Below are 13056 nucleotides of genomic sequence, written 5' to 3' on the forward strand. Positions count from 1 at the left end.
CCTACGCGGTCTGCAGCATCCATCGGTCCACCCCTTCCAGTCCGAGCGCGGTCAGCCTGCCGGTGCGGTAGGCGCCGGTATCGATCCCGATCCGGTTGGAGCGCATCTCGACGGTCTCGGTGATCGTGTGGCCATGGACGACCATGACGCCGTGGTCGCGATCGTCATCCAGGAAATCCTGGCGGATCCAGTGCATGTCGGCCACATCCTGCTCCTCAAGCGCGACGCCGGGCCGGATGCCGGCATGGACGAACAGATAGCCGCCGATCCGGATCGATCGGTGGAAGCTTTCGATGAAGCGCAGATGCGACGCCGGGATCGCGGCATGCATCGCGGTATCGAGCAGCATCCCGCCGGCATCGATCGCAGCCGGCGATACGCCGTAGCTGATCAACGTTTCGCGGCCGCCATAGGCGAGCCAGCCTGCGCGTGTCTCGATATTGCCTCGCATCGCATCGAGCAGGGCTTCCTCATGATTCCCGCTGATAAGATGGCAGGTGCCGAATGCGGGAGGATCCGTGGCGAGCCGTTCGACCACGGCCGCCGAGTCCGGCCCGCGATCGATCAGGTCGCCCAGGAAAATCAGGTGTACGCGCGCGGCGGGCCGGCCTTCATTATCGGCGTGCATTGTGGAGATCAGTTGATCCATCAGGTCGAGCCGGCCGTGGATATCGCCAATCGCATAGACGCGCAGGCCCGGCGGAATTGCCGGGGCCGGCGCGGCTGGCTCTCGCTTGCGGCGCAGGAACCCGATCATCGCGCAGGCAATATTTCAGGCGTGCTCATCGCCGCCCGACCAGCTTTTCGATCAGGTTGGGATCGTCCGGCGACAGTTCGATGGCCTCGGAGGTGGCGAACGGCATCGCCGGATCGGGGCTCGTGACGAGCGTCCATTGCGCCACGCCGCAGCCCAGCACGAGCGGGCCTTCCGGCAGCTGCAAGGCGCCCAGCGCGGCGCGGGTCTCCTGCTCCATCCGCGTCGGCCGGATCGACAAGTAGATCAGCGCGTGCCCCTGTTCCCCCAGTGCACGGACCGCATCGACGGCTGCCGGGTTCGCAGTGGCGCCAGCGAAGCCCTCGCCGAAATAGGTCGATCCGCGCTGGGTGAGGAAGCCATCGACGCTGATTAGATAGACGCGCCGGCCTTCGAGCTCGTTGCGCCATTCATGGACCGTGCCCCAATCCTGATAGCCAGTCACCGGGCGGACTTTGAACACTGTGCCCTGCAGCGAAAGCCACGCGATGATCTCGGACAGATAGAGTTCGTGCGCATCGGCGGTCGGGCTGGCGGACAGCGATTCATAGGCGCCGACGAAGGCGGCGGGGTCGAGAAAATAATAGCCGCCGACCGAGAACAGGTCGGAGATCACCTTCTTCTCGCGGAAGTTGGTGATGATCCCTTCCTGGTCGACCTGCGCGTAGCTCTTGTTGCGTGGATTGATCTGATCGAAATCGTTCAGGCTGGCAACCGAGACATAGTTGTACGCGGCTTCGATCGCCGGCAGCGCGAAATGATTGTCCGAATCCTTGACCATGAAAGGCTCGGCCACGTCCGCGCGACGCAGCGTTTCGACTACGGTCTCGCTCTGGCTGCGCGTGGGTTCGGGCAGGATCACCGTACGCACAGGATGGCCGAAGGCGCGCGCCAGCCCGGCGGATGCGCCGAAGCGGTCCTCATGCTCCGCCAGCAGCGTCACGATCAGATCCTCTGGTCGGTACTCAAGCCCGGCCACCGCGCGGACGACCATCGGCACGCCATCATGATCGGGAAGCATCCATTTGGGTGGCATATTTGGAAAGCGCGACGAACGCCCGGCGCACGGTACGATCAGCTTCATCAGGCAGTCTCCAGCGCGCGGGTCGCCAGCCCGCCGAATGTCTCGACGCGGTGCGCGATGAACGCGCGATCGCGATCGTCCTTCGCATAGGGCAGGATGCGCGCGAAGGTCAGCCCAAGCAGCAGATAGTGGAAGGCAGGATAGCGCGCATCCATCGCAGTCGCGATTCCCATGAAGCGCTGGCGCAGCGCCCAGCTTATCGACGACGGCAAAGCGCGCCGACGATACTGGTGCCAGCGGCCTTCGCAATCCTGGAACAGCTTGGCGAGATCCATCCAGTAATGCTCGATCGGGCTTTCGATCGGATCGATCAGGCAGAGCCCATGGTTCGCATCGACGATGATGTTCTCGAACGTCAGATCGCCGTGCGCCGCCGTCGTTGCAATGCTGGTGCGGATATGCACCGCCGCCATGACGAGTGGTCCCAGGATCGACGCGTGCCGGTTCTGTGTGCGGGTATCGATGTCGGCCAGCTTGTCCAGCAACATCCCGCGCAGCCCGACATCGTGCAGCGGTGTCTCTGCGGAGGCAGCGGCGAGCCTTTCCAGCAGGCGGCTGACCGCGGATGCGAAGCCTTCAACTTCGGCAAAGGACGCGTCGGACAAGTGGCTGACGGCATCGCGGCCGCGCATGAACCCCATGTCGTACCAGTAGAGCCCATCGGTTTCCCCCTCGCCTTCGACCGGGGCGACCACCGCCGTATCGCCGACCGCGCCTTCCAGCCAGTGTTGCCGGCGAGCCTGGCGGCGGAGGCGATCGTTGGCCGCCGGGGTGGCAGCGGCCTTGCGGACGAACAGATGCCCGTCCCAATGGCGCAGCAGCATGACATCGGCACCGGAGAAACCGGACAGGGGCAGCGCTTCGGCAAACCCCGCGAAGACGCCGCTGGTTGTTTGGCCTACCATGTCCAGCCGCCCAGATCCGGGGTGCGCACATCGATCGCAGTCATCCCCGCGGCTGCGGCGGCGGCGATGCCGGCATCATGGTCCTCCAGCACCAGGCAATCGCCGGGATCCGTATCGATCAGGCTGGCGGCCAGCAGGTAAGGTTCGGGATCGGGCTTGCCGCGCACCACATCGTCACCGGTTACAATCGCATCGAACAGTTCCGTGATGCCAAGCCCTGCAAGAATAGCCATCGCGCCGCTCGCATTGGCTGATGTGACCAAGCCCAGCCTGACGTCGTGCGCCCGCGCCTGCCGCAGGATCGCCACGGCCGGCAGGGGATCGAGTGGTTCGCGGGCGATGATGCGACCGAATACCGTCTTCTTCGCGGCGTGGATGTCGGCGAACGGGATCGGATCCAGCCCCGCGGCGGCCACGAAGGCCGGGATCGCGTCGCGCGCCGGCCCGCCCACGATCGCGTCGAAATCGCCCCGGCCGAGCGTGCCGCCATAGCCTGCCAGGACCTCGGCATATGCGCGGTAATGGAGCGGCATCGTATCCACCAGCGTGCCATCCATATCGGACAGGATGGCGCGATAGCGGGTGAAACGATGCGATCGGGCCTCGGTCACGCCGATACCGTCGCGGACATGCTGACCACCCCGTTCCCTCTCGCCTCGCCTCCGCCAAGTTCCTTATGCAGCCCCGGGTGACGCGACAACCGCTTATCCCGTCTTTACTCGCCAGCGGGCGGGCGGCAGGGAACAGCGATGAAGTTCAGCATCTGCATCCCGAACTATAACTACGAGCGCTATATCGGCGCGGCGATCCAGAGCGTGTTCGATCAGACCCATCGCGATTTCGAGATCTGCGTTGCCGACAATGCATCCACCGATCGGTCGGTGGAAATCGTGAAGGGGTTCGATCCCAGCCGGATCAAGCTGCGCATCAATCGCTGCAATGTCGGCTTCGCGGGTAATCTCGACAAGGCAGCGAGCTTGGCGGACGGCGATCGCATGATCCTGCTGTCGTCGGACGACCTGCTGATGCCGGACGCGCTGGCAAGCTATGCCGCCGTCGATGCGGCGATGGGGGACGCGGGCAGCCGCGCAATTCTCAACAGCACCTGCCATGTCATCGATTCCGACGGGAATGTTACCGGGCACGAGCCACTCGTCCGCAAGATGCTTGGTGGAGCGGTGCGCGACGAGGCACTGACCAAAGTCGCAGGCGCGGACGTGTTGCGCATCGATGCCGGCCGCCTGCTGTCGAACAGTCTGGCGCTGCTTCGTACCCCATTGAAGTTCCTGACGACCTGCTATCCGCGGACGATCTACGAAGCCGTCGAAGGCTATGCCAACGGGCGGCTGATCAACCCCGACAAATATTTCTCGTGGAAGATCATGGCCGCTGCTGACGAGGTGATCTTCATCGATCGGCCGCTATTCAGTTACCGCGTCCATGCCAACAATCAGGGGGCGATCCAGGCCCGGCTCGGCGCACTCAAGCATCTTTCCGACCAGTATCTGTCGACCTTCGACCTGCCGGATGCGGTGATGGCGCGATCCGGGCTGGATCGGGATCGCCTGGCTTCCGCCTTTATCGAACAGGATATCGGCCTTCGCGGCCTGCATCTGCTGGCCACGGGGCGTCGCTCGGAAGCGAAGCGTGGGATCGCATTCGGCTATGCCGCCTATCCTCGCCTGATGAGGGGGAACCGGAAAGTGATGGCGCTGCGCACGCTGCTCGCGGCCGGACCGATCGGCGAGGCGACCGCGAAGCGATTGCATGCTCGCGCGCTCGCGCAATGGAATACGTCGCTGGAAACCGCTGCCCAGACCTGACTCATCAAGCTGGCGTGACCCGGCACGCGCCGCTTACGCCACCGCCTGCGTCATCACCTTCGCAACCGCATCGGCGGCATCGCGCATATCGATTTCGTCGAGCGTGGGATGGACGAGCAGCATCAAGCTTTCCTCGCCCAGTTGACGGGCGACGGGCAAGCGCTGCCCCGGCCCGAGTCCGCGTCCGGTGAATGCCTTTTCCAGATAGATTTCCGAGCAGCTGCCGGAGAAGCACGGCACGCCTTCGGCCACGACCGCATCGACGATGCGCTGCTGGGTCCAGCCGGACTTCAGGCGATCGCGTTCGAGAAACGCATAATATTTGTAGCGGGCATGGCCGATCGCGGCCGGCGGCGGGGTCAGCCGCAGACCCGGCACGCCGGCCAGCATCCGATCGAGCGCATCGCCGTTCGCCTGCCGCCGCGCGGTCCAGGCCGGCAGCTTGGCGAGCTGGATGCGGCCGATCGCGGCCTGCACCTCCGTCATCCGCCAGTTGGTGCCGAAACTTTCATGCAGCCAGCGGAAGCCGGGCGGATGCTCGCGCTCGAACACCGCTTCATAGCTCTTGCCATGGTCCTTGTAGGCCCAGGCGGTGCGGAACCGCGCTTCGTTGTCCAGCGCCAGCAGGCCGCCTTCGCCGGCGGTCGTCATGATCTTGTCCTGGCAGAAGCTGAAGGCGGCGCAATCGCCGAAGCTGCCCACCGGCCGGCCGGCCCAGGTGGCACCGTGAGCCTGCGCGCAATCCTCGATCAGCAGCAGCCCGCGTTCGCGCGCCAGCGCCGACAGCGCATCCATGTCGCACGGCCAGCCGGCGAGATGGACCGCGATGATCGCCCTGGTGGCCGGCGTCAGCACCGCGCGGATGCTGTCTGCCGTGATGTTCTGGGTGACGGGATCGACATCGGCGATGACGGGCGTGGCACCCCGCATCACCGCGGCGCTCGCCGATGCGATGAAGGTGCGGCTGGTCGTCACCACCTCGTCGCCCGGGCCGATTTCCCAGGCCATCAGCGCCAGTTCGATCGCCAGCGTGCCGTTGGCCAGCGCGATCGCGTGGGTGCGCCCGAGGGCTGCGGCATAGTCCGCCTCGAACCCGCGCACTTCGTGCCCGGTCCACTGGTTGACCTTGCCCGATTCGAGCACGCGCACCGCGGCTGCGATCTCGTCCGCATCGAAATGCGGCCAGGGCGCGAAGGGCCGGGTGCGGACGGGTGTGCCGCCGTCGATCGCCAGCATCAGGGTTCGCGATCCGGCACCGCGAACGGACGCGCGGGCACGCCGCCTACGCGCAGGCCATCCGCGATATCGGCGGCGACGGCAGCGCCCGCCGCGATCACGACATCGGCCCCGATCACCCGCCCGGGAATGACGACCGCGCCGACGCCGACCAGCGATCGTGCTCCAAGTGTAACGGTGCCGCACAGGCGCACGCCGGGCGCCAGATGCACTCCATCGCCGATCGTGCAGTCATGATCCACGCTCGCAGCGGTGTTGACGATGACCCCGCGGCCCAATGTGCTGCACGGATTGACGATCGCGCCGGCCGCCAGGAAGCTGCCTCCGCCCAGCGAGACCTCGCGACCGACGACGGCGGCGGGATGGATCACGGTTTCGATCGTGAAACCGCGATCGTTCGCCCAGTCGATCAGCGCAAGCCGGGCGCGATTATCGCCGATTGCGGGAATGATCGCGTCGTCAGGGCGATGGTTGGCGAGCAGCCAGTCGCGTCCGCCGGAGACTTCGAGGTGAAGCAGCGTGCGGCCAGGCTGTGCCGCATCGTCGAGAAGGATCACCGACCGGTCGGGATCGCAGGCGAGCAACGCGTCGAGCACCACGCGGGCATGGCCGCCGGCGCCGAACAGGATCGCCCGGCTCATTCGGTTTCGCGCCCGGTGAATTTTGGCATCGTCATCCCCGCCTCGTGATCGACATCGGCGCGCCGTAGCACCTTCAGCGCCGTCAGCCACAGGATCCTGATGTCGATCAACATGCTGCGATTGTCGACATACCAGATGTCCAGCGCCAGCTTACGTGGCCAGCTGACCGCGTTGCGGCCGTTGATCTGTGCCCAGCCGGTAATCCCGGGGCGGACATCGTGGCGGCGCGCCTGTTCGGGCGAGTAGAACGGGAGATACTCCATCAGCAGCGGGCGCGGGCCGACGAAGCTCATCTCGCCCTTCAGCACGTTCCACAGCTCGGGCAATTCGTCGAGCGAGGTCGAGCGGAGCGTTGCGCCGAGCTTCGTCACACGCATCGTGCTGCTGTCGAGATCGGGACCGGTATCGGGGGCCATGGTGCGGAACTTGACCACCCGGAAGGGGCGGCCGTGCAGCCCGGGGCGAGTCTGCCGGAACAGGATCGGGCGCCCATCGCGCAGCAGCACCGCCAGCGCCGTCAGCGCCAGCACCGGGCTCAGCAGCACCAGCAGCACCGCCGCCAGCAGGATATCGAACAGCCGCTTCACCGCATCAGCCCCATCACCGTCAGCATCGCACGGTTGACCGTGTGGACATCATATTTTTCGCGCGCGACGCTCAGGCTGCGCGCGGCCATCCGCTCCGCCAGCGCGGGATCGTCCAGGATCGAGAGGATCGCTGCGGCCAGCGCGGGCGGATCGCCCGCGGGCACCAACCGGCCATTGTCGCCATCGACCACGGTTTCCCGGCAGCCGGGCACATCGGTGGTCACGATCGGGCGGCGCATCGCCATCGCCTCCAGTACGGTGCGCGGCGTGCCTTCATGATAGGAGGGCAGCACATAGAGGCTGGCATCGGCGATCGCGGGGCGGACATCATCCTGCCGGCCGAGATAGTCGATCGTGCCGTCCGCCACCCAGCCGTCGATCAGCGCGGGCGGCACGGCATCGGGATTGCCGGTATCGTGCCAGCCGACCAGGCGGAACGGCACGTCCGGCCGCGCAGCGCGCACGATCCTGGCGGCGTCCGCATAATCGATCACGCCCTTGTCCTTCAGCAAGCGCGCGATCATCACCACCGCCGGACGATCGGGCAGCGGTGCAGGGGCGAAGCGATCGAGATCGACCCCCGATCCGTTGACGATCACCGCGCGGCCATCGTTGGGAATCAGCCCGGCGGCCACGAACCTGGCCAGATTGTCGGGATTCTGGAAAAAGACGCGGGCGTTGGCGGCAAGCGCCGCGCGGAACAGCGGGCCTAGCACGATGCGCATCGCCCGCGCCTTGGCGGATCGGCTTTCGAACAGATAGCCGAGCCCGGTGACGAGTGAGAAGATCTGCGGCACCCGGGCGATCCCCGCGGCGATCGATCCATAGACCACCGGCTTGATCGTGTAGGCCAGCTGGTGGCTGGGCTTCACCACGCGGATCAGCCGCAGATAGGCGCGGATCAAGGCGAGATCGGCCAGCGGGTTCGATCCGGTGCGATCGAGCGCCAGATCATGCGCGGTGACGATGCCGGCCAGCGGCGACGCGGCAATCAGTGCCACCGCGCCGGGGGCCGCGACATGCACTTCGTGGCCCGCGCGCGCCATTGCGCGCAACAGCTCTCCGCGGAAATTCACCAGCGATTCGGCCAGCCCCGCCAGCACCAGCACGCGCGCCACGATTGCCCCTTTCCCGATCCGCCACTCTCACGGGCGTCAGCATCCAGGCGCGCAGGCGTTGCGGCTTGGATCCCGACTAGCGCCAGGATGACGATCTGCGCCGCTTAGGGGGGACGGGGTCGGGCTGGCAAGCGCAAGGGTTGCGGCCCGCCGCCCGCTGCGCCACAGCGGCCGCGTCTGCGGGAAAGGGCCGAGGATCGATGCGCGTATTGGTGACGGGGGCGGCAGGCTTCATCGGCTATCATCTGTCCCGCCGGCTGACCGCGCGTGGCGACGAAGTGATCGGAATCGACAACGTCAACGATTATTACGATCCGCGCCTGAAGCGCGATCGCATCGCGGATCTGGCCGCGCGAGCGGGCAACGCCTTCCGCTTCGTCGAGGTCGATTTCGCCGACGATGCCGCACTGGATTCGGCGCTTGCGGACGAGCGTTTCGACCGTGTCGTCCATCTCGGCGCGCAGGCGGGCGTGCGCTATTCGATAGAGAATCCGCGCGCCTATGTGCGTTCCAACCTGGTCGGCCACGTCAACCTGCTGGAGGTGGCGCGCCACCGCGGGCTTGACCACATGGTCTATGCCTCGTCCTCTTCGGTCTATGGCGGCAACGAGACGCTGCCGTTCCGCGTGGAGGATCGGGTCGATCATCCGCTGTCGCTCTATGCCGCCACCAAGAAGGCGGACGAGCTGATGAGCGAGACCTACGCGCATCTCTATCGCCTGCCGTTGACGGGCCTGCGCTTCTTCACTGTCTATGGCCCGTGGGGGCGGCCGGACATGGCGATGTGGATCTTCACCAAGGCGATCCTGGAAGGTCGCCCGATCCCGGTGTTCAACGGCGGCGACATGCGGCGCGACTTCACCTTCGTCGACGATATCGTCTCGGGTGTGGTCGCCTGCCTGGACAATCCGCCGCCCGATGATGGTGTGGAGAAGGCGGGCGGATCGAAGGGGCCGCACCGGCTCTACAATATCGGCAACAATCGATCCGAGGAATTGACCCGGATGATCGGCCTGATCGAGCAAGCGTGCGGGCGTGCGGCGATAAAGGACATGCAGGGCATGCAGCCGGGCGACGTGAAGGACACCTTCGCCGACATCAGCGCGATCGAGCGTGATCTCGGCTATCGGCCGACCACCCCGATCGACGTCGGCGTGCCTGCCTTCGTCGACTGGTATCGCGGATATCACGGCGTCTGACGATCAGCGCTTCCTTAGCTTTTGGCGGCTACAGCGCGCCAGCAGGATGGATGAAGGATCGAGCATGAGCGAGCGCGCGCCCCGGATCGTGGTGGTGGGGCTGGGCTATGTCGGGTTGCCGCTGGCGGTGGCGCTGGCGAAGTCGTTCGACACGGTCGGGCTCGACATCGACGCGGGCCGCATTGCCGAGCTGCGCGACGGCCATGACCGCACCCGCGAGATCGATCGCGACCGGATGCTGGCGTCCCCGCTGATGCTGACTTCGGAGCCGGGCGACTGCGCGGGCGCGGACATCTACATCGTGACCGTGCCGACGCCGGTCGACGCCGACAACCGGCCGGACCTGCGACCGGTGATGTCGGCCACGCGCACCGTGGGCAAGCTGATCGCGGCCGGCAGCAGCGCGATCGTGGTGTATGAAAGCACTGTCTATCCCGGCGTGACCGAGGATGAATGCGGGCCGGAGCTGGAGCGCGTCTCTGGCCTGAAGCGGGGCACCGACTTCTTCCTGGGCTACAGCCCAGAGCGGATCAACCCGGGCGACCGCGAGCATACTGTCGACCGGATCGTGAAGGTGGTGGCCGGCGAGGACGCAGCCACGCTCGACCGGCTCTGCGTCGTCTATGGCGCGGTGACCAGCGCCGGCACGTTCCGCGCGGCATCGATCAAGGCGGCGGAAGCGGCCAAGGTGATCGAGAATGCCCAGCGCGACATCAACATCGCCTTCATCAACGAGATCACCCAGATCTTTGCGAAGCTCGATCTGTCGATCTGGGACGTGCTGGCGGCGGCAGGCACCAAGTGGAATTTCCTGCCCTTCACGCCCGGACTGGTCGGCGGGCACTGCATCGGGGTGGACCCCTATTATCTGAGCGCGCGCGCCGAACAATTGGGCCATGACCCGCGTGTGATCCTGGCCGGGCGATCAACCAATGACGGCATGGGCCGGTGGGTGGCGGATGCGATCCATGACCGCCGCAATGGCACCACCGGCAGCGTGCTGGTGCTGGGGCTGACCTTCAAAGAGGACATCCCTGACCTGCGTAACTCCAAGGTATGTGACGTCATCAAGCGGCTTGAGGCGCTGGGCCACCGGGTGACGGTGCATGACCCCCACGCCGATTCGGGCGAGGCGCGCCACGAATATGGCATCAGCCCCGATCCGGATGCGCTGTCCGCGCGCTATGACGTGGTGTTTGGTGCGGTGGCGCACGCCGAGTATCGGGTGATGCCCGATTCGCAGATCGCCGCGCTGGTGGCCGAAGGCGGGCTGGTGGCGGACCTGAAGGGCATGTGGCGCGATCGAGCGCTGTCCGGGGTCACGAATCGCTGGTCGCTATAAAGTCACGGGGTGATCACTGAAGGCTCAATGGCCTGACTGACGCGTCTTTCTGACGGCCGTTTGGGCTGAGCCTGTTGAAGCCCCGGTCCGCTGCGTGAGATGCCAGAAGGACGGAGCACAGCCCTTCCAAGACCAGTGCGAGCCACTCGACCTGGAGTGACGGGGCGAAGACAGCAGCCATTTGCTCCGCTCCAAACGCCTGACCGATTCCGGGCATGAAAAAGGCGCGGGAGCCGTGCTGCCGCGCCTTGATCAGATCAGCGATGTCGCCGAAATTACGGGCTGACGGGGTCGCCATCACCCTCGATCACGGTGGCCACGCCGGCGGCAACCGCCAGCAGCGCCAGGATCGCGACGATCGCGCTGCCGCCATTCAGTTCGCTGTCGGCATCCGCCGGCTGGGCGGCACGGCTGACGGTGGCAGGAGCCGCGGCAGGCGCACGCTGCGCGATCGCGGCACCAGACGCCAGAGCGGCGAGGCCGAACGAGGCGACGGTCGCCATCGTGGTCAATTTCCGGAACATCTGCCCACCTCTTCAACGACGAAACTACGAAACTCGTTGTGCACTAGCGTAACGACCATCGGCTGACAACCATTAACGCTGTTTTTTCCACAATTGCCGCGCTTGTAAGGACGACACTTGTTGAACGCTCAGGCCGATGCATAGCGTCCGCCCCTTACCGATCAATGAAAATGCGGTCTGCTCGTTCCGGTTCCGCACCATCCTTCGATCGTTGCAATAATCACGCGCGCGCCCATCTTCCTGCCGAGACGCAAGATCAGGAGCATGGAACCGATGGCCGATGAAATCGCGACGCTGGCAGGCGGCTGCTTCTGGTGTGTGGAAGCGGTGTTCAAGGATCTGGCGGGCGTCTCCGCCGTCGAAAGCGGATATATCGGCGGCCATACCGTCGACCCGACTTACAAGCAGGTGTGCAGCGGCACGACCGGCCATGCCGAGGCGATCCGCGTCCATTATGACCCGACAGTGATCGGCTATGGCGATCTGCTGGACATCTTCTTTCATACCCACGATCCGACCCAGCTGAATCGGCAGGGCAACGATGTCGGTACGCAGTATCGCTCGGCAGTCTTTCCGCACACGCCTGAGCAGGGGGCCGAGGCGAAGGCAGCGAAGCAGCGCGCCCAGCCCGATTTCGCGGCGCCGATCGTGACCACGATCGAGCCCGATTCGCACTGGTATCCGGCCGAGGATTATCACCAGGACTATTGGGCGACCGAAGGCCGCGGCAACCCCTATTGCCTGGCGACGATCCCGCCCAAGCTGGCCAAGCTGCGCAAGGGTTATGCGGAACGGCTGAAGGCGACCGCGGCGGCCGACTGACCGCCGGCGGCTGCCGCCCTCACGGCCGCGGCGCGGCGGCGCGACGCAGCCGATCGTTGATCGCGACGCCAAGCCCGTCTTCCGGGATCGGCGCAATAGCGATGCGGGCGGCAGCCGCGGCATCGGCGCGGTGGAGTGCGGCGAACAAGTGAGTCGCCGCTTCGACGGGATCGCCGCCGGAAGACAGCGTGTCGTCACCGCGCACCGGACCGAAGCCGATCAGCCATTCGCTCTCCTCGGCCTGCGTAGCGTTCAAGCGCAGCGGCTTCGCTGGGGCATAATGGCTGGCAAGCTGCCCGGGGGCCTCGATCGTCTCACCCCCGCCCAGCGTGATCGGCAGGCCGGTGGCCCGTGCGAGTGCATCGGCCGTGATCGGCCCGGGGCGGAGCAGGCGCAGCCGATCCGGCATCACTGCGATGATCGTGGATTCGAGGCCGACTGCGGTGGCTCCGCCGTCGATCACCAGCGGAATGCGCCTGCCGAGCGAGGCGAGCACATGGCCGGCGGTGGTGGGGCTGATCGTGCCGCTGGCATTTGCGGAAGGGGCCGCGAGCGGCTGGCCGCAGGCGGCGAGCAATGCGCGCATCGCCGGGTGGGCGGGGCAGCGGATCGCGATCGTTTTCAGCCCTGCTGTGACAAGCGGCGCGATTAGCGAACCGGTGCGGGCGGGCACCACCAGTGTCAGCGGTCCGGGCCAGAAGGCGTCGGCCAACCGCCGCGCGATCGAATCGAGATGGGCCAGCTCTTCGGCCGCCGCCGGGTCCATGACATGAACGATCAGCGGGTTGAACGCGGGGCGGCCCTTGGCGGCATAGATGCGCGCGACTGCGGCCCCGTCGGTGGCATCGGCGGCGAGACCGTAGACGGTTTCGGTCGGCACCGCGACCGGCTGGCCGGCGCGGATCAGCGCGGCGGCGCGCGCGATGCCGACGGCATCGGCAGCCACGGTTTCCGTAGACGTAAAGTTGTTTGGCGGCGGCACGGCTGCGCGCTATAGCCGGCGCAACCGGCAGGCAAGGAC

At 66.2% G+C, this 13056-nt stretch carries 14 protein-coding genes; 4 read left to right on the plus strand and 10 right to left on the minus strand.

Annotated features, from left to right (window positions below):
* Nucleotide 1: 1 nt before the first annotated feature.
* The 4 genes from ABC347_RS15915 to ABC347_RS15930 are packed head-to-tail and all read right to left on the minus strand — an operon-like array spanning nucleotide 2 to nucleotide 3354.
* On the minus strand, nucleotides 2–757 hold the full coding sequence (locus tag ABC347_RS15915; RefSeq protein ID WP_413246688.1) for a metallophosphoesterase: 756 nt from the start codon (nucleotides 755–757) through the stop codon (nucleotides 2–4).
* A gap of 25 nt (nucleotides 758–782) precedes the next feature.
* Nucleotides 783–1838, minus strand: coding sequence for a hypothetical protein (locus tag ABC347_RS15920; protein WP_413246689.1), 1056 nt, complete (start codon nucleotides 1836–1838; stop codon nucleotides 783–785).
* Complete coding sequence (locus tag ABC347_RS15925) at nucleotides 1838–2743, minus strand: phosphotransferase family protein (RefSeq protein ID WP_413246690.1); 906 nt, start codon at nucleotides 2741–2743, stop codon at nucleotides 1838–1840. Before ABC347_RS15925 ends, ABC347_RS15920 begins: the two co-directional genes overlap by 1 nt.
* The gene (locus ABC347_RS15930) at nucleotides 2737–3354 is read right to left on the minus strand and encodes an HAD family hydrolase (RefSeq protein WP_413246691.1); all 618 of its coding nucleotides are present in this window, start codon (nucleotides 3352–3354) and stop codon (nucleotides 2737–2739) included. The genes ABC347_RS15925 and ABC347_RS15930 overlap by 7 nt, the downstream gene beginning before the upstream one ends.
* A gap of 138 nt (nucleotides 3355–3492) precedes the next feature.
* Here ABC347_RS15930 and ABC347_RS15935 point away from each other — a divergent pair, with 138 nt between their 5' ends.
* On the plus strand, nucleotides 3493–4566 hold the full coding sequence (locus ABC347_RS15935; protein ID WP_413246692.1) for a glycosyltransferase family 2 protein: 1074 nt from the start codon (nucleotides 3493–3495) through the stop codon (nucleotides 4564–4566).
* 33 nt (nucleotides 4567–4599) lie between these two features.
* Here the strand turns inward: ABC347_RS15935 and ABC347_RS15940 are convergent, their stop codons facing one another.
* From ABC347_RS15940 to ABC347_RS15955, 4 genes are read right to left on the minus strand one after another with little or no spacing between them, the layout of a single operon-like run.
* Nucleotides 4600–5802, minus strand: a complete 1203-nt coding sequence (locus tag ABC347_RS15940) for a DegT/DnrJ/EryC1/StrS family aminotransferase (RefSeq protein ID WP_413246693.1) — start codon at nucleotides 5800–5802, stop codon at nucleotides 4600–4602.
* Nucleotides 5802–6443, minus strand: a complete 642-nt coding sequence (locus tag ABC347_RS15945) for an acetyltransferase (RefSeq protein ID WP_413246694.1) — start codon at nucleotides 6441–6443, stop codon at nucleotides 5802–5804. The genes ABC347_RS15940 and ABC347_RS15945 overlap by 1 nt, the downstream gene beginning before the upstream one ends.
* The gene (locus ABC347_RS15950; protein ID WP_413246695.1) at nucleotides 6440–7030 is read right to left on the minus strand and encodes a sugar transferase; all 591 of its coding nucleotides are present in this window, start codon (nucleotides 7028–7030) and stop codon (nucleotides 6440–6442) included. Before ABC347_RS15950 ends, ABC347_RS15945 begins: the two co-directional genes overlap by 4 nt.
* Complete coding sequence (locus ABC347_RS15955) at nucleotides 7027–8148, minus strand: glycosyltransferase family 4 protein (protein WP_413246696.1); 1122 nt, start codon at nucleotides 8146–8148, stop codon at nucleotides 7027–7029. The genes ABC347_RS15950 and ABC347_RS15955 overlap by 4 nt, the downstream gene beginning before the upstream one ends.
* A 200-nt stretch (nucleotides 8149–8348) precedes the next feature.
* Here ABC347_RS15955 and ABC347_RS15960 point away from each other — a divergent pair, with 200 nt between their 5' ends.
* Together ABC347_RS15960 and ABC347_RS15965 are read left to right on the plus strand one after the other, a co-directional pair.
* On the plus strand, nucleotides 8349–9347 hold the full coding sequence (locus ABC347_RS15960) for an NAD-dependent epimerase/dehydratase family protein (protein ID WP_413246697.1): 999 nt from the start codon (nucleotides 8349–8351) through the stop codon (nucleotides 9345–9347).
* Between the two features lie 64 nt (nucleotides 9348–9411).
* On the plus strand, nucleotides 9412–10689 hold the full coding sequence (locus ABC347_RS15965; protein ID WP_413246698.1) for a nucleotide sugar dehydrogenase: 1278 nt from the start codon (nucleotides 9412–9414) through the stop codon (nucleotides 10687–10689).
* Between the two features lie 275 nt (nucleotides 10690–10964).
* Here ABC347_RS15965 and ABC347_RS15970 read toward each other — a convergent pair whose 3' ends face one another.
* Nucleotides 10965–11213: a hypothetical protein gene (locus tag ABC347_RS15970; protein ID WP_413246699.1), complete on the minus strand. Its 249-nt coding sequence runs from the start codon at nucleotides 11211–11213 to the stop codon at nucleotides 10965–10967.
* Between the two features lie 273 nt (nucleotides 11214–11486).
* On the opposite strand from ABC347_RS15970, the gene msrA reads away from it, so the two are divergent.
* Nucleotides 11487–12035, plus strand: a complete 549-nt coding sequence (gene msrA, locus ABC347_RS15975; protein WP_413246700.1) for a peptide-methionine (S)-S-oxide reductase MsrA — start codon at nucleotides 11487–11489, stop codon at nucleotides 12033–12035.
* A 19-nt stretch (nucleotides 12036–12054) separates the two neighbouring features.
* On the opposite strand, the gene ABC347_RS15980 is transcribed toward msrA, so the two are convergent.
* Nucleotides 12055–13017: an L-threonylcarbamoyladenylate synthase gene (locus ABC347_RS15980; RefSeq protein ID WP_413246701.1), complete on the minus strand. Its 963-nt coding sequence runs from the start codon at nucleotides 13015–13017 to the stop codon at nucleotides 12055–12057.
* Nucleotides 13018–13056 lie beyond the last annotated feature (39 nt).

Origin of the sequence: Sphingomonas canaveralia (assembly GCF_047238125.1) — a bacterium.
Taxonomy (GTDB): Bacteria; Pseudomonadota; Alphaproteobacteria; order Sphingomonadales; family Sphingomonadaceae; genus JBDFMH01.